The organism is Promicromonospora thailandica (assembly GCF_024171955.1).
Classification (GTDB): Bacteria; Actinomycetota; Actinomycetes; order Actinomycetales; family Cellulomonadaceae; genus Promicromonospora; species Promicromonospora thailandica.
The window spans coordinates 252,053-268,991 of the sequence record NZ_JAMTCS010000010.1; the positions used below are offsets into that span (position 1 = coordinate 252,053).

A 16,939-nucleotide genomic window follows, 5' to 3' on the forward strand; every position below is an offset into this window, starting at 1 on the left:
GATGTGATGTGGTGACGTGCCGGGGTCAGTGGGCGTGGTCGCCGCCGATCCGCTCGGTGAGCTCGAACATGTTGCCCCACGGGTCGCGGAAGAACGCGAGCCGCGCGCTGATGTCGTCGATCTCGAACGGCGGGTTGACGACGTCGACCCCACGCTCACGGAGCGCGGCGAGCGTCTCGTCCACGCTGTCGACGGACAGGCAGACGTGGTTGAACCCGTTCACGACCAGGCTCGCGTCCACGTCGTCGTAGATCGTCTGAGCGGCGGCACCAGGCCCGGCCAGGATCTCCAGGTGGAAGTCGTCCTGGTCGGGCGGCATCACGTAAGCGAGTGTGAGCTGTCCGTACGGCCAGGTCTGCAGGACCCGCCAGTCCATCGTGTCGACCCAGAACGAGCGTGCCGCCTCGAAGTCGGGGTAACGGATCGCTGTGTGGTGGCCGTGCATCGACGAGAACGGCGAGGTGGTGCTGCGTGCGGAGGCTGCGGGCAGTGGCATCGGGATCTTCTCCTTGGTCGTGGGCCCAGGGTCGGGCCCACGACCATTGCAAGCCCGCCATAGGGCTCGCCGGGAGAGCCTGCCTGGTACCCCTGGTCATGGCTCTCGCGGTACCACCCAACCCGTCGTCAGGCCCGCCCAGCCGCTCTAGCGTCGATGCCGAGCCTCGCTCGAGAAAACACGCTCGCCGCCTTGAGAATCACGTTCGCGCGCCGCAGTTCGGGATTCCCCCGCTGCAACCGCTACCGGTCCAGAATGCCAGCGACCGTGGGCAGCGTCAGGACCACCAGTGGTAAACCGTCCGCAGCCCGTGGGCGATGCGGCGTCGCCCTCGGTAGCCACGGTCCCCTCCCCACCCAGGTCGGACTCAGGTGCGGGCCAGCAGCCCCGAAGCCACCCGGCTACACAACCAGTCGGCCGCGCGGCTCTGGCTCCACCCGAAGTCCCGCGTCAGGAGCGAGACCTGCTCGAATCGCAGGTAGAAGTAGAGGACGTCCACGGCCTCGTCGTCGGTCAGGGCGTCTGCGATCTCACCGGTCTCTCGGACCTGCGCGACGAACGTGGCGAGCAGGTCCCGGAACCGCGTCCTGGTCTCGACGGTGAACTCCGCTGCGACCGGGGACGACGCCGCGGCGCGGCGGCCGATCTCGATCAGGTCGCCGTAGTCGCGGTACACCCGGAGGGTGCCCTCGACCAGCTGGGTGAGCTTCTCGGCTGCGGTGTGCACCTGCGCCCAGCGCCCGGGTGCGTCCCGCACCGTGTCGTTGACGGACCATGCCAGGATGAGGCTCTTCAGGAGTCCGCGCTTGCCCCCGGCCTGCGCGTAGACGGTCGCGGAAGACACGCGGGCTCGTCGTGCGATCGCCTCGACCGTCGTCGCCTCGTAGCCTCGCTCCGCGAACAGCTCCCGCGCGGCGCCGAGCATCGCCTCCCGAGTGAGAGCCGCGTACTGATCACGGCGGCTGAGACGAGGTGAGCTGGTGGTGGCCATGGCATGCGCCAGTTTAGTGGTCGGCGCCGGGACGAGGCGCCGGCGCGCGGAGCGACACCAGGAAGCTGTCGGCGCGACGGACGAACAGGTGCGCCTCGCGTTCGGCCGCGAGCCGCCGTGCTGTCTCCGCGGCGGCCCGTACGGTGTCGACGGGACGGCCCTGCGCGTGCAGCAGACGAGCTCGGAGCAGGAGGATCAGGCCCTCGGCGTAGCGCTGGCCGTGGGCAGCCAACCGGTGCTCGGCATGGTCGAGGGCGACAGCCGCCAGGTCCGTCTGTCCCGCGAGGAGCCGCATCTCCCCCAGGAGCCCGTACCAGGTGGAGACGCAGGAGCGGACGGGGTCGACCAGGTTCTCCTCGATCACCCGTTGGGCCTCGTCGGCAGCGGCCGCGGGATCGTCACCGGTGGCCGCCCGGCCCCACAGCAGCGCAAGCCGCTGGTAGGTACCCAGGAAGGCGTAGGAGAGCTCCGGATCGATCGTGATGCCGCGTCGGGCGGCATGCAGTGCCCAGGCCGGGTCGCCCGCCATGGCCGCGATGCGCGCGCTCCAGGTGGCCCACACCGTGGCCGTGTAGTCGTCACCGGCGGACTCGAGCGGATCGAGCAGGGCGCGTGCACCGTCGAGGTCACCGTGGAGAGCCGTGGTCTCGGCCAGCATCCCCGTGAGGAGCAGCTGGAGGCCGTTCCGGACAGGATCGTCCCGGGGCACGGTGCTGTCCGTGCGAAGGGTGTGCTGTGCCTCGCTCAGGTACCGCACGCCTTCGCCGATGTTGCCCAGGTGGTACTGGTGGATGCCCCACGCCTGCAGTCCGTAGGTCCGGATGATCGGGTGAGGCGACGGTTCGCCCTGGTCACGTAGCTGCTGCGCCAGCGGACCGCACCGGTCGAGGTCGATGCCCTGCACATGGGCGGCCCACCGGGAGTAGAGGATGCCTGCGGCCTCGACCTCGCGCCCGAGACTCCGGGCCAGGTGCTCGGCGCGCTCCAGCACCTGAAGCTCCGCGCCCGCGAACATCGAGCGCATGCCGACGACCGCGGTCAGCTCGGACAGCGCCCCGAGCTCCGCCGTCGCGAGACGGGCAGTCCGGCTGATCTGCGCCGCCAGCCGCAGCTGCTGCTCCGCCACGTCGAGCGCCGACTTGGCGGCGGCCCGGCGGCCAGAACGCACCAGCGCGGCGGCGGTACGCGCCGGATCGGCGAGAGGTCCGGCCTCCCAGAGATGATGGGCCACGCGCTCCGGAGCGGACTCCCCCTGCAGATGGGTCCGCTCCAGCGCGTCCGCGATCCTCAGATGCAGGCGAGCGGCCCGTCGAGCGGGAGTCGCGTCGGAGACGGACTGCCGGACCAGGTCATGGGCGAAGTGCACGGAGTACGGATCGTCCGGCAGCGTCGTGGCGAGCCCGAGAGCCTGGACGAGATCCAACCGTGCCAGGCAGGTCGCGGCGTCCAGACCGGCCGCCTCGGCCAGCAGGTTCAGGTTCACGTCCCGGCCGATCAGCGCAGCGATCTCGAGAAGCCGCGTGGCGTCGCCGTCGAGCCCGGCCATCCGGTCTCGGACGACGTCGCGCACGGTCGCGGGGATCCCGGCGCGTGCCACGGCTTCCTGGGTGAGCGGGCCGGCACCGGCCGCCAGGCGAGCGAGCTCCTGGACGAAGAACGGGTTGCCGTCGGTACGCAGGTGGAGGGCTCGTGCGGCGTCCGGATCGGGCACCTGTCCGGTCTCGAGGCGTACGAGCTCCGCCACGTCGTGCACTCCCAGCGGACCGATGCGGAGCCGATGATGACCCGGCGAGCGGCTCACCGCGGCGAGGATCCGCGCCAGGTCGGCGCAGGGCACCGGCGCCCGGTCCCGGACGGCACCGAGCAGGAGGACGCCGGGCGGCAGGCGGGACGACAGGTGGCCGAACAGCTGCAGCGACGCGTTGTCCGCCCACTGGAGGTCGTCGACGGCGATGACGACCGGCCGGCACGCCGAGACGTGGGCCACGAGTGCGACGACCGTCTCGAACAGGCGGAACTGACCTGTGCCGGTGGACAGGACCGGTCGGGCCGGTACCTCGTCCTGAGGTTCCAGGATCGCCCCCAGCCCGGTCTCGAGCCAGATGGCGCGCTCCTGGCCGTCGACGTCGTCGAGGACCTGACGGATCACCTGCATCCACGGCCACATCGACGGAGCACCCTCCCCGGTGGTGCAGCGCCCGCGCGCAACGAGACGATGGCCGTCGTCCGCTTCTGCTGCCGCTGCGTCCAGCAGCCGGGACTTGCCGACACCCGGCTCGCCCTCGACGAGGACCAGCCCGCTGCCGCCGCCCGCGGCACGGTCCAGCCCGGCCCGGAGGACGGCGAGCTCGCCGGACCTGCCGACCAGGGAGTCGCGCGCGAGGTCTCGGCCAGGACTCACCACCGTGGACGTCCCAGGTGTGGTGAGCACCACGGGCGACGGCGTGCCCGCAGGAGTCAGGTCCTGGCGCAGCACACGCTGGTGGGCGCGCTCGAGCAGCGGACCCGGATCGACGCCGAGGTCCTTCCTGAGTGCCAGCCGGACGGCGCGGAACACCGCGAGCGCCTCCGCCTGCTGACCAGCGGCTCCGAGCGCCGTGACGAGCGCGGCATGGACCGGCTCGTGCAGGGGTGCCATCGAGGATGCCAGCCGGAGCGGGGGCAGCACACGCTCGGGGCGGCCGCACGCGACGGCAGTCTCTGTGCTCGCTGTGCACGCGTCGAGGAACTCGTCGTTCAAGCCGGTGAAGACGGCTGCGGCGCCGGGGCTGTGGACCAGTCGGTCGCCGGCCGGACCGTGCCATAGCCCGAGGGCTTCCACGTACCTGTCGAGCGCCACCTCAGGCATACCTTGTCCGACGGCGGTGCGTGCCGAAGCCGTCAGGGTCTGGAAGCGGGCGAGGTCGAGCACTGCGGGTCCCGTGGCGCACATATATCCGTCGCCGCGGCGTACCAGGTAGGAGCTTGCTCCGCGTGGCGGCAGGTCGGGCTCCAGCAGGCGCCGAAGCGCCCCCACGTACTTGTGGACTACGTTCACCGCGCTGGTCGGCGCTTCGGCGCCCCAGATCATGTCGATCAGGTCGGCGCGGCGTACGGGCGAACCGTACCGGGCGAGAAGCAGCGCGAACAGAGAGGCCTGCTGCCTCGGTCCCGCGTCGACCTCCTGGTCGTCCCGCCACATGCGCAGCGGTCCCAGGACCTGCAGGCGCAGTGTCGGCCCCGAGGCCATGGGGGCCATTGCGGCGGCGGGTGGTGCAAGACTGCCCACGTCCATCCGTTCCTCACTCGAACCGGCAGATGGATCAGCGTCTGACGCCGTGGTGCCCACCTGCTATGGCATGACTGTAATAGCTGGAGTGCCACTCTAGCGAGAAGGTGTTTCCTGTTCGTGCCGGGGCCACCCCGCGGGAACGGCCTGTCGCGGTCGAAGGCCACGAGCACACCGCGTCATAGACTTTTGCCGGCATGGTGCCGTGACCCATGCGTGACCAGTCGGAAGAGTGAGCGGGGGTGACACCCGTGGTGATGGAGACCGGACCCGGCGGGCCCAGCAGAGATCCAGGAGCCGCCGCGGGCGGCCCGTTGCGGTTGCGAGTGCTGGGTCCGCTCCGGATCTGGCGAGGCGGCGTCGAGCTCGACGCCGGTCCGCGCCAGCAGGCATACCTCCTGGCCCTGCTCCTGGCCCGTGCGGGACAACCCGTCAGCACCGGTGAGCTGATCGACTGGATCTGGGGTGAGGGCCCACCCCCGAGCGCGCTCAACACCATCCACAAATACGTGGGGACGCTGCGACACCTCCTGGAACCCGAGCGAGCGGCACGGGGAAGCAGCTCGTACCTGGTACGGCGAGGCGACACCTATGTCTGCACCGCCGGCGCGGAGACCCTGGATCTCGTCGCCTTTCGTCAGCTCGTGGGGGCCGCGCAGACGGCCATCGGCAGTCGTCTGCCCGAGGTCGCCTTCGACCGCTACGCCGAGGCGGCAGCACTCTGGACGGGACCGGCCTGCGACGGCCTGAGTCCCGACCCCGCCGCGGTGGGTGTCTTCGCCGGCCTGAACGCCGAGTTCCTGGAGGTCTGCTCGGCCGCGGCCGACCTCGTGTCCACGGCCGGTCAGGCCGAGCAGGTTCTGCCCTGCCTCCGCCTGGCCGCGTCCATGGCGCCGCTCCACGAGCCCGTCCAGGCCGGCTTGGTCACCGCCCTCTGGGCTGCCGGTCACCAGGCGGAGGCCTTCTCGGCGTACGAGTCGGCGGCACGTCGGCTCGCCGACGACCTCGGCCTCGACCCAGGTCCTGTGTTGCGGACCGTGCACGAGCGCCTGCTGCACGGACGAGCATCCGCGGGTCGTCAGCACGTTTCCCAGGCGCTGCGGCAAAGCGGTCACGGTCCGGTCCGTGACCGGCCGGGCAGGTCTCCGGCCCATGGCATCGTCGGGCGCTCCGGCGAGATCTCCGTGCTGCGTCAGGTCATGGAACCGGTCTTCGCCGGCAGCTCCGCTCTCGTGCTCGTCGAGGGAGAACCGGGCGTCGGCAAGACCCGCCTGCTGACGGAGGTCTCGGGCGAAGCCGAACGACGCGGCGCCCTCACCGTGTGGGGAGAGTGCCTGGACGGCGCGGGGGCGCCCACGATGTGGCCCTGGACCCAGGCACTCGGAGCGATCCTCGACGCCCTGCCGCCGGACGAACGCCAGGAGTCCCTGGCCGGCGACCTGGGCCAGCTGATGCAGCCGCACGGAGATCTGCTGGCCGGGGACATCATCCCCGACAGCAACGCTCAGTTCCGCCTGTTCGAGCACGTGGTGTCCGTCGTCGCGACGGCCGCCTCGCACGGTCCCCTGGTGGTCGTGATCGACGACCTCCAGTGGGCGGACTCCACCTCGATGCGCCTGCTGTCCCATCTGGCGACACGGCTACCGGCCGGTACCGCGGTCGTCGGTGCGCTGCGCGAGAGCCAGCCCGAATCCGACTCGGAGCTGGCGCGGATGCTCGCCGTGGTGAGCCGGGCGGCCGGGCAGAGGCGGGTTCATCTGGGTCCGCTGCGTCCGCAGGACGTGGCCGAGCTGGTTGACCGCGAGACCGGTCAACGGCCGGGTCCTGACGTCGCCCTCGCCATCCATGGCCGCACGGGCGGCAACGCGTTCTTCGTCCGGGAGCTGTCCCGGCTCCTGGCCGAGATCGGTGATCTCACCACTGAGTCGGTCGCTGCGGCGGGGGTGCCGTCGTCGGTGCTGGACGTCGTGCGCGGCCGGATGGCCACCCTCGACGACGACGCCCGGAGCCTGCTCCAGCTCGCCGCGCTCGTCGGCCGGGACGTCGAGGTCACTCTCCTGGCCGCGGCCGCCGGCCTGGACGTCGCGGCCTGCCACGACCGGCTCGAACCGCTGGAGGCCCAGGGCCTGGTCGAGCCCGTCCCGGACGATCCGTTCACCGTGCGGTTCACCCACGACCTCGTGCGGGAGTCGGTGGTGGGAACCATCTCGCAGCTCCACGCGGGCCGCCTGCACCTGCGCCTCGCGGACGCCCTGGAGCGCACGAGCGCCGAGAGCGAACCGATCGCCGAGCGCCTCGCGCACCATCTCTGGGCCGCCGGCCCGCTCGCAGAACCCACACGTACGGCGGGTGCCCTCGTCGAGGCGGGTCGGTGTGCGGCCGGGAAGTCCGCCTTCGAGACCGCGGCGCAGCACCTGCGGGCCGCCGCGCACACCGCCCGGGCCGCGGGCCTCGCAGAGCTGGAGCTGACCGCCCTGGCTCAGCTCACCGCCGTCGTCGGGATGCGCTCCGGGTACGTCGCGTCGGCGATCGACGTGATGGAGCGCGCCGAGCAGCTGGCTCGGCAGCTGGGGCACGAGGTGGTAGCCGCCGACTTCCTCTTCTCCCGGTGGGCCGGGTACTCCCAGGGCATCCGCCTCGACCTCGCCGCGCCGCTGGCCCGGCGGCTCCTCGACCACGGAGAGGCGTCGGAGAACGCCGTCGTACGCGCCTATGGCCAGCACGCCTGGGGCATCCACCAGTGGGACGTCGGCAACGTCGGCGAGGCCTTCCGGTACCTGAGCAAGTCGCGCACCACCATGCTGGACGACACAGCGGGCGAGCAGGACCAGCTCCGGCACGACCTGCAGCTCCTCTCCCCCGTGATGCTCGCCCTGATGACCGCCCTGCACGGCGACGTGGACTCCGCCCGGGAGCAGCTCGACGCCCTGGAGACCGCTGCGGGCGAGGACCCTTACGCGATCACCGTCTGGGCCGCGTTCGCCGTCACCGTCGCGGCGCTCGCCGGGGACCCGGTCTGGGCCCTGCGAGCGGCAGAGCGCGGGATCCGCGTGGACCCGGAGTTCTCCTTCCTCTTCCTCGGCAGCTACCAGCGGCTGGCCCGGTGCTGGGCGCACGCGCTGACCGGCCAGGATCCTGTCGGTGCCGCCACCCGGGCCGAGCACCTCATCACCACCGCTCTGCTGGACCCACCGCGATCGGGTCTGGCGACCTGGTACGGGCTGCTCGCGGAGATGTGGCTGTCGGCCGGCCGGCCGGCGGAAGCGGCAGGTGCGCTCGACCGCGCCGAGCAGGCGGTCGAGGCATACGACCAGCGCTACGCGGAGGGGTACCTCGTCCTTCTGCGAGCCCGGCTGCTGCTGGCGACCGGTCAGCCGCTCGGGGAGGTTCGCGTAACCGTCGAGCGGGCCCGCGCGCTCTCCACCGAACGAGAGGCGCACCTCTTCGCCCGGCGCGCCCAGGAGCTGCTCGCCTCATTGCCGGAAGGCTGAGCCGCGATCAAGTCCTGCTCCAGAGCCGCTCCAGTACCCGTCCTTAATGTCCGTCCCCAGGATCTGCCGGTACCCGCCCGGCGGCATGAGGAACGGAGCAGTACCCGCTATGAGGCCGTACCAGGACCAACCCGACGAGACAGTCGACCAGGACAGCTTGCGTGCGCAGGCGGTCCGCAGGCTGCACCGGAAGCGCGGCTTTCAGGCCCACGCCCTGTCGTTCGTGCTCGTCAACCTCGTGAGCGTGAGCCTGTGGTGGTTCCTGACCCCGAGGATCTTCTTCTGGCCCCTGTATCTCCTGCTCAGCTGGGGCATCGGCCTCGCGTTCCACGCCTGGGCCGTCTACCTGCCGTCCACGCCGGACGAGGAGCGAGTCCAGCGTGAGATCGACCGGATCCGACGCCGTTGAGCGGGACCGACCGGTTCGACGTGGTCGTGATCGGGTCCGGGATGGGCGGACTGGCCGCCGCCCGAGCACTCGCCCAGTTCGGCGGTCAGCGCGTGCTCGTCCTCGAGCAGCACTACACGCCCGGCGGGATGACGCACGAGTTCTCCCGGCAGGGAACGTACCGTTTCGGCACCGGCCTGCACTACCTCAGTGCCGCATCGCAGCCGTTCCTGGACTTCATGACCGACGGGCGAGCCCAGTTCACCCGGCTTCCGGACGACTTCGACGTCCTCCACTTCCCGGGTCTCGACTTCGCCGTCCCGTCCTCGCGGGACCGGTTCCGGGACCGGCTCAAGGAGCAGTTTCCCGCCGAGTCGGCAGCGATCGACCGGTTCTTCCGATCGGTCCCCCGCGCCATGGGTGCCCTGACCGCGCGCAACACCCTTGCTTCGTTCCCCGCGCCTGTCGGTGCGCTGGGGCTGCCGGTCGTCGAGCGCCTCTTCCCGTCGGCCTACCGCACTCTGTGGCAGGAGGTCTCGCGCAGCTTCCGGGACCCCGGGCTACGGGCGGTCGTCGCGGCACGATGGGGCCTGTACGGGCCACCGCCCGAGGAGAGCGCCTTCGGCTACCACGCCTCGGTTCCCCTGACCTACTTCGCCGACGGCGCCACCCACCCGGTGGGTGGACCGGCCGAGATCAGCAGCCTCACGCTGGCGGCAGTCCGCCGGCGCGGGGTCGAGCTGCGCACCCGCCACCGGGTCCACCGGATCGTGGTGGAGGGCGGCCGGACCCGCGGCGTGGACGTGGAAGACGCCGCGACCGGCCACCGATACCGGATCGAGGCGTCGACCGTCGTCTCGGCGGCGGGCGCCCGGAACACCTACGCGCTGCTCCCGCCGGGGGCAGCCCCTGGCGCCGAGTCGGCGCTGTCGGACCTGCCCGACGGGCCGTCCACGCTCATGCTGTTCCTGGGCCTGGACCGCACCCCCGCGCAGTTCGGGCTTCAGGGTGAGAACCACTGGTTCATGCCGGACCTCGGCGGTGACGGCGGATTTCACCAGAAACCTGGCGACGGCACCCTCTACGTCTCGTTCGGGTCGCTGAACAACCCTGCTGCCCGGTCGCACACCGTGGAGGTGCTGGAGCTGGTCGAGCCCAGCCTGTTCGCACGGTGGCGCGGAACCTCCGAGGACCACCGCCCGGCCGACTACGCGCAGCTCAAGTCGACGGTCACCAGGCGGCTGCTGGATCGGCTCGACCGCCAGTGGCCAGGCTTCGGCGCGACCGTGACGTTCTCCGAGCTGGCGACGCCACTGACGTTCGAGACCTACCAGAACAGCAGGCACGGCGTCTTCTACGGGCTGCCCACCACCCCCGGACGGCTTCGAACACGGCTGGCGGGCTGTCACACCCCGGTGCCGGGCCTGCTCCTGGCAGGTCAGGATGCCTGGGGCACCGGGGTCGTCGGTGCGCTGGCCGGTGGTCTCATGGCGGCGATGGCAGCCCTGCGGCCCAGCCAGACAGCCGCCATGTGGCGCACGGTGGGGTCCGGCGGCCGTCCGTCGTCGCGCGCCGCCCGTCGGTCGTCGCGTGCTGCGAGGGGCGCCGCCCCGGCCAGGCAGTGGCAGGGCTATCTGCGTGTCGGCCAGGTCACGCGGCTGACACCGACCGTGAACCGGATCCGCCTGGAACCGATCGACGGAGGACGGCTGCCGTTCACCTTCACGGCGGGCCAGTACCTCACGCTCGACCTGCCGGTCGCGGTCGAACCGATCGAACGGTCCTACTCGGTCTGCAGCGGGCCGTCCGACACGCACTTCGTCGAGATCGCGGTCAAGCGCGAGGCTCAGGGCCTTGGCTCGGTGTTCCTGCACGACGACGTCAAGGAGGGACAAGCCCTCAGGCTCCACGGGCCGTACGGTCAGTTCACCTACGACCCCCGGCGCGACGCGGGCACCGGGACGCTGCTGCTCGTGGCAGGCGGCGTCGGCATCACGCCGCTGATGAGCGTGCTGGAGGCGGCCGCGGACGTCGCGCACGCCGGACAGGTCGTGCTGCTCGCCGGGTACCGGACCGAGGAGGAGATCCTGTTCCGCCCGGAGCTGGAGGCGCTCCGCGCACGTCTGCCTCACCTGGAGGTGAACACGTTCGTCTCTCGACCGGGACCAGGCTGGCAGGGACCCACGGGGCGGATCGGCCGCAGTGTGCTCGCGCCCTACGCGAGCGACGTCTCGCGTGTGCACCTGTGCGGGCCAGGGCCGATGATGCAGGACGTGATCGGCCACCTCACCGCCGCGGGTGTGCCCCGCTCGGCGATCCACGTCGAGGCCTTCACCTCGAGCCGGAGCCGGACCACCCGCCGCGAGCGTGCGCACGACATCGCTCTGGCGGCCGAACAGGCAGGCGTCACCTCCTTCGCCGTCGACGCCAGGGCGGCGGGCCGCCAGTTCACCTGTGTGCCCGGGCAGTCGGTCCTGGACGGCGCCAACGCGGCTCAGGTCCCGCTGCCCCAGTCGTGCGACGAGGGCATCTGCGGCACGTGTCGCGTCCGCGTGCTCTCGGGGTCCAGCGAGACCGACACCAGGGGCATGTTCTCGGCCGAGGAGATCGAGGCCGGCTGGCGCCTCGCCTGCCAGACCCTGCCCACCAGCGACCTGACGATCGCCTGACGAGCGGTCTCGAGGTATGCCCCGAGACGCACGACGAGGCTCGGGTCGGGCGGCACTCCCGGTGCCGCCCGACCCGAGCCTCGTCTCGTCCTCGGTGAGGTCAGCGGGCGGTCTCGCGGGCTGCCCGGTCGATGAGCGAGACGGTCGTGTCGGGACGGGAGACGAAGACCATGTGGGATGCGCCCCGTACCGTCTGCACCGTCGATCCGGCCCGCTCTGCCATGAACTCCTGCGCCGCCGGCGGGATGATCTTGTCGGCACCGCTGATCAGGTAGTAGCTCGGGATCGAGTGCCATGCCTGGGTGCCCGCCGCCGGCTCTCCGAGCGCGGCGTTGGTGGCCGGACGCTGCGAGATCGCGTAGAGCGCGGCGTCCTTGGCCGGCAGATCGGCCGCGAACCGCTCGTGGAACACGGCGGGGTTGATATACAGGTCGACCAGTCCGTCGGACAGGGGGACGGGCTTCAACGACTCCCCGACGGTGCTGCCGGGGAACTTACCGACCAGCTGCTCGACGCTCTCGCCCTCATCCGGGACGAACGCAGCCACGTAGACCAGTGCCTTGACGTTCTCGTTCCCGGTGGCCGCCGACGAGATCACGGCGCCGCCGTAGGAGTGGCCGACAAGCACGACCGGACCCTCGATGCTCGCAAGGAGCGCCTTGACCTGCGCGGCATCGGACGAGACTCCGCGCAGCGGGTTGGGCGCGGCGACCACGGGATAGCCGCCGGCCAGCAGCCGGCGGCTGACGGCCTCGAAGCCGCTGCTGTCGGCGAACGCCCCGTGCACGAGCACGACTGTCGGCTTCTTCGCGGGATGGCCGTGGTGGCCGCCGGGATGGGCCGCTGCTGTCACGGCGAACAGGCTCATGCTCGCCGCGACGACCACCGCCGAACCGACGGCAAATGCCTTCAGGGACTTTCGGAACACGATCGGACTCCTCTTGCTAGTGCTGGACCTGCTCTGTCAGGCCACGGTGCCGGTCCGTACTTGAGTGGCACTGGAACAGCCCGCGGCCACCGATCCAGTGGTTGTCCAGCGCGCTCGGCGAGCATCACAGCGAGAGATCGTCACCACCAAAGGAAAGAGCCCATGCACCAGCAGGCCTTCGAGAAGCAGTGCACAGCCGAGGAGAAGCGGCACGACCAGGCCACAACCTCCATCCGCAACCCGCGACTGGCCCTGTTCGCCCTGGCGCTGGGCACCTTCGCGATCGGCACCGGAGAGTTCGGCAGCAACGGCATCATCCAGCTCTTCGCCGCCGATCTCGACGTGACCATCCCCGTCGCCACCTACGCCATCACCGCCTACGCCTTCGGAGTCATGCTCGGCTCCCCCGCGATCACCCTGCTCGCCGCACGCGTCAACCGCCGCACCCTGCTGCTCGGCCTGGTCGCGCTGTTCCTGATCGGCAACGGCCTGTCCGCGGTCGCCCCGAACCTCGCCCTGCTGGTCGTGTTCCGGTTCATCGCCGGCAGCGTCCAGGGTGCGTTCTTCGGCGCAGGTGCCGTCGTCGCCGCCTACGTCTACGGTCCTGGCCGCGGCGGCAAAGCCTTCGCCACTGTGATGGGGGGACTCACCGTCGCCACCATCTTCGGCTCACCGCTCGGCACCTTCATCGGGCAGAACGCCGGCTGGCGCGCCATGTACTGGGCCGTGGTCATCATCGGCCTGCTCGCCGGCGCAGCCCTGGTGACCTGGCTACCACGCACCGCAGACCTACGCGGCGGTTCCGTGCGCAACGAGCTCGGCGCGCTGCGCCGCCTCAACGTCTGGCTCATGGTCGCCGTCGCGTCGCTCGGCATCTCCAGCATCTTCGCCGTCTACACCTTCATCGGCCCCTTCATCACCGACGCGGCACGACAGGACGCGTCCGTCATCCCGATCGCCCTGGGCGTGTTCGGCGTCGGTATGGCTGTCGGCAACACCTGGGGCGGGCGGATCGCCGATCGCTACACGCATCGTGGGCTGATCTACGGTTACGCGGGCGTGCTGGTCTTCCTGATCCTGATCGGTCTCGCGGGTGACAACCTCACCGTCCTGCTGTTCAGCTTCTTCGGCACGGGCGCCACCATGATGTTCGCCATCCCCACCATCCAGGTCCGGCTCACCGGCTTCGCCCCCGACGCGCCGACCCTCATGGGCGCCCTCAACCTCGCCGCGCTCAACCTCGCCAACTCCCTCGGCGCGATCGGCGGCGCGATCACCCTGGACGCCGGCTGGGGAACCCTGTCGACCGTCTGGGCCGGCGCCGTCCTGACGACCGCGGGCCTCCTTCTCTACGTCACCACTGTCGGCCGGGACAGGCCGCTGCTGCCCGCGCGCGCGTGACCTACGGACAACTTCACGCAAGGAGCACAGATGACCGGTTCGGACACACCCGAGGCGGCAGGAGCGTCATGGTCGCAGTCGGACTACGAGCACCCGGCAGCAGGGTGGGGAGCGGCGCGCTCGGTCGCGAGCTTCCTCGCCACGGAGCGTGTGCTGGTCCCCGGCGGAGCGGCCATGCTCCGGATGAACCACGAGGACGGCGGCTTCGACTGCCCGGGGTGCGCGTGGCCCGACGACCTGAAGGGGCTGAAGCTCGACCTCTGCGAGAACGGCGTCAAGCACGTCGCCTGGGAGATGACGGCGCGCCGTGTCGACAGGCACTTCTTCGCCCGGCACAGCGTCTCGGAGCTGCAGACCTGGCGTGACGCCGACCTGGAGGCGCAGGGACGCCTGACCGAACCCATGGTGTACGACCCTGCCACCGACCGGTACGTGCCCATCACCTGGGCGGCCGCGTTCGCGATGATCGGCCAGGAGCTCCGGGCACTGGACAGCCCCGACCAGGCCGCGTTCTACACCTCCGGCCGGCTCAGCAACGAGGCGACGTTCCTGTACCAGCTGATGGCCAGGGAGTACGGCACGAACAACCTGCCCGACTGCTCCAACATGTGTCACGAGGCGTCTGGGCGCGCACTCCAGGCAGCCTTGGGAACGGGCAAGGGCACGGCCGACCTCGAGGACTGGGAGAGCGCCGACGCACTGTTCATCTTTGGCGTCAACGCCGCCTCGAACGCACCCAGGATGCTGACCGCCCTCACCAAGGCCTATGCCCGGGGCGCCCAGGTCGTCCACGTCAACCCTCTCGTCGAGGCGGCCGCACGACGGGCGATCATCCCGCACGAGGTCGCCGACATGGCCCTGAACCGGGCCACCCGGACCAGCACCCTCAACCTCCAGGTGCGCCCGGGTGGAGACCTCGCGCTGCTGCGTGGCATCGCGAAGGCACTCCTCGAAGAGCACCGCACCGATGCCCAGGCCATCGACGAGACGTTCCTCGAGCGGTACACCAGCGGACTGGACGACTACCGCGCACTGGTCGAAGCCACCAGCTGGGACGACCTCGTCACCCAGTCCGGCCTCAGCCGAACCGAGCTGCACCAGGCCGCGGAGATCTACCGGGCGTCCGAGCGCACCCTGATGAGCTGGTGCCTCGGCGTCACCCAGCACGAGCACGGGGTGGACACCGTCCGAGAGATCGTCAACGTCCTGCTCCTACGAGGCAACCTGGGCCGCGAGGGAACCGGGCCGTCACCCGTCCGCGGGCACAGCAACGTCCAGGGCAACCGGACCTGCGGCATCGACCACCGCCCGTCTCAGGAGTTCCTGGACCGTCTCGCCGCCGTCTGCCGGATCGATCCTCCTCGCAAGCACGGCCTGGACACGGTGGCCACCATCCGGGCGATGCACCGCGGCGCGGTCAAGGTCTTCGTCGGCATGGGTGGCAACTTCGTCCGTGCCGCGCCGGACACGCCTTACACGGCGGTCGGCCTCAGCCGGTGCGAGCTGACCGTCCACGTCAGCACCAAGCTCAACCGGAGCCACCTCGACCACGGCCGCAAGGCGCTCATCCTGCCCTGCCTGGGCCGCACCGAGCGGGACCCCCAGCGGAGCGGCCTGCAGTCCGTCTCCGTCGAGGACTCGATGAGCATGGTGCACCTGTCCCGGGGCAACCGGAAGCCGCCCTCGCCCCACCTGCTGTCCGAGCCCGCGATCATCGCCGGGATCGCCAGGGCCACGCTCCCCGGCAGCGCGACCCCCTGGGAGTGGTACGTCGAGGACTACGACCGGATCCGCGACGTGATGGCCCAGGCCCTTGCCGGCTTCGACGACTTCAACAGACGCGTCCGCCTTCCGCGAGGTTTTCGAATCGAGCAGCCCGCACGTGAGCTGGTTTTCCACACGCTCACTGGGCGCGCCGAATTCGCCTCGGTCCCGCTGCCAGACGTCATCCCGGAATCCGGCGACGTGCTCGTGCTGCAGACCATGCGCTCGCACGACCAGTGGAACACCACGATCTACTCCGACAACGACCGCTACCGCGGCGTCAAGAACCTGCGGACCCTGATCCTGATGAACAAGGACGACATGGCGTTCCGCGGGATCGACCAGGGATCGCTGGTGGACATTACTGCCACCGCCAAGGACGGCAGCGTCCGTGAGCTGCGCGGTTACCGGGCTCTGGCCTACGACCTGCCGAGGGGAAGTGCAGCCGGCTACATGCCGGAGATGAACGTCCTGATCGGCATCAGCGACTACAGCATCCAGAGCGACCAGCCCCTAATGAAGAACCTGAGAGTTCGTGTCGCCCTTTCGCGGAACATCTCGTCCGGACCTCCTCCTCGACGGGGAAACAGTCCGGTCAAGTGAGCATCCACTGCGCATCAAGAGTCATTTCTTAGGTTGATGGCGCGGGCGCACCACGCGCCCAACCCAAGAGCTGTGAGAGGAGCCTGAGATGAGCGAGCCGACCACGCCGGGCCTTGTCGGACTGCACCACTTCGCGTTCACGGTCAGAGATCTGGACGCGAGCATCGCGTGGTATCAGAAGGTGTTCCAGACCACGCCGGTCGAAGGCACGTTCCCGCACTACGGTCGAGAGCGGACCGGGTACGCGCTGCTGATGATCGAGCCGCACACCGGCATCACCATCGGGCTGCACCACAACGAGGGCAACCAGGGCGAGGAGTTCGACGAGAAGCGAACCGGCCTGGACCACATCGGGTTGCAGGTGGAGGGCCGCGATGATCTCCAGGCATGGGCGGACTGGCTCGACACCCTCGGCGTTGCACACTCCGGGATCCAGCGGGTGACCGACCCGTCTACGTATTCGACGGTCGTCTTCCGGGACCTGGACAACATCCAGCTCGAGTTCATGGCACCTGACGTCTGACCTCACGTCGCACGCTTGCCGGCGGATGCCTGGGACTGCTGCACGGATAGATGACGGGGTGACCTAACTTGTAATGAGCGATCAGAAGTCGGGAGAGGAAACCCAGCGGTTCCCTCCCCCGACCATCGGTGATGGCCCGCCCTAGGGCGTGTTTCGGAAGTGGTCAGCGGTGGCTGAGCCAGTCCAGGACGTGGGTGGCGATGGTGGCGTGGTCGGCTTCGACGGTGGTGGCTTGCTCGCCGGTGGCGGGGTCGCGGTGCTCGATCTCGTAGCCGCCGAACGCTCCGGGGCGGGTGTGGACCGAGATCGACCAGTCGATGTCTTCGTCCTCGGGGTAGATCACGAAGAACGTGTTGTCGGTGGCGTTCAGGTCCGCGAGCATCGAGAGGATCTCGACGTGTCCGGGGTCTTCGACGT

General features: G+C 70.3%; 11 protein-coding genes. 6 read left to right on the forward strand and 5 right to left on the reverse strand.

Annotation, left to right across the window (positions count from 1 at the left end; genetic code table 11):
- Positions 1–25 precede the first annotated feature (25 nt).
- The 3 genes from APR03_RS17295 to APR03_RS17305 all read right to left on the reverse strand — a co-directional run bounded on the left by APR03_RS17295 (position 26) and on the right by APR03_RS17305 (position 4,716).
- The gene (locus tag APR03_RS17295) at positions 26–496 is read right to left on the reverse strand and encodes a VOC family protein (protein ID WP_253837569.1); all 471 of its coding nucleotides are present in this window, start codon (positions 494–496) and stop codon (positions 26–28) included.
- Between the two features lie 367 nt (positions 497–863).
- The gene (locus APR03_RS17300; protein WP_253837570.1) at positions 864–1,487 is read right to left on the reverse strand and encodes a TetR/AcrR family transcriptional regulator; all 624 of its coding nucleotides are present in this window, start codon (positions 1,485–1,487) and stop codon (positions 864–866) included.
- A gap of 13 nt (positions 1,488–1,500) precedes the next feature.
- Positions 1,501–4,716 carry an ATP-binding protein gene (locus tag APR03_RS17305; protein WP_253837572.1) on the reverse strand — a complete coding sequence of 1,072 codons (3,216 nt, stop codon included), beginning with the start codon at positions 4,714–4,716 and terminating at the stop codon, positions 1,501–1,503.
- Between the two features lie 296 nt (positions 4,717–5,012).
- On the opposite strand from APR03_RS17305, the gene APR03_RS17310 reads away from it, so the two are divergent.
- From APR03_RS17310 to APR03_RS17320, 3 genes are all read left to right on the forward strand, one after another.
- Positions 5,013–8,246 (forward strand): BTAD domain-containing putative transcriptional regulator, encoded by a 3,234-nt coding sequence (locus tag APR03_RS17310; RefSeq protein ID WP_253837574.1) that lies wholly within the window; start codon positions 5,013–5,015, stop codon positions 8,244–8,246.
- Positions 8,247–8,355: 109 nt separating this feature from the next.
- Positions 8,356–8,655: a 2TM domain-containing protein gene (locus APR03_RS17315; protein WP_253837576.1), complete on the forward strand. Its 300-nt coding sequence runs from the start codon at positions 8,356–8,358 to the stop codon at positions 8,653–8,655.
- Positions 8,652–11,303 carry an FAD-dependent oxidoreductase gene (locus APR03_RS17320; protein ID WP_275977639.1) on the forward strand — a complete coding sequence of 884 codons (2,652 nt, stop codon included), beginning with the start codon at positions 8,652–8,654 and terminating at the stop codon, positions 11,301–11,303. The genes APR03_RS17315 and APR03_RS17320 overlap by 4 nt, the downstream gene beginning before the upstream one ends.
- 100 nt (positions 11,304–11,403) lie before the next feature.
- Here the strand turns inward: APR03_RS17320 and APR03_RS17330 are convergent, their stop codons facing one another.
- On the reverse strand, positions 11,404–12,189 hold the full coding sequence (locus tag APR03_RS17330; RefSeq protein ID WP_253837578.1) for an alpha/beta fold hydrolase: 786 nt from the start codon (positions 12,187–12,189) through the stop codon (positions 11,404–11,406).
- Between the two features lie 204 nt (positions 12,190–12,393).
- Here APR03_RS17330 and APR03_RS17335 point away from each other — a divergent pair, with 204 nt between their 5' ends.
- The 3 genes from APR03_RS17335 (at position 12,394) to APR03_RS17345 (ending at position 16,522) form a co-directional block, all read left to right on the forward strand.
- Positions 12,394–13,632 (forward strand): MFS transporter, encoded by a 1,239-nt coding sequence (locus APR03_RS17335; protein WP_253837580.1) that lies wholly within the window; start codon positions 12,394–12,396, stop codon positions 13,630–13,632.
- Between the two features lie 30 nt (positions 13,633–13,662).
- Positions 13,663–15,999 (forward strand): FdhF/YdeP family oxidoreductase, encoded by a 2,337-nt coding sequence (locus APR03_RS17340; RefSeq protein WP_253837582.1) that lies wholly within the window; start codon positions 13,663–13,665, stop codon positions 15,997–15,999.
- A gap of 88 nt (positions 16,000–16,087) precedes the next feature.
- A complete protein-coding gene (locus APR03_RS17345) occupies positions 16,088–16,522 on the forward strand; it encodes a VOC family protein (RefSeq protein WP_253837584.1) in 435 nt (144 codons plus the stop codon).
- Positions 16,523–16,685: 163 nt separating this feature from the next.
- Here APR03_RS17345 and APR03_RS17350 read toward each other — a convergent pair.
- The coding region (locus APR03_RS17350; protein ID WP_253837585.1) for a hypothetical protein at positions 16,686–16,939 on the reverse strand (254 nt) is incomplete at its 5' end.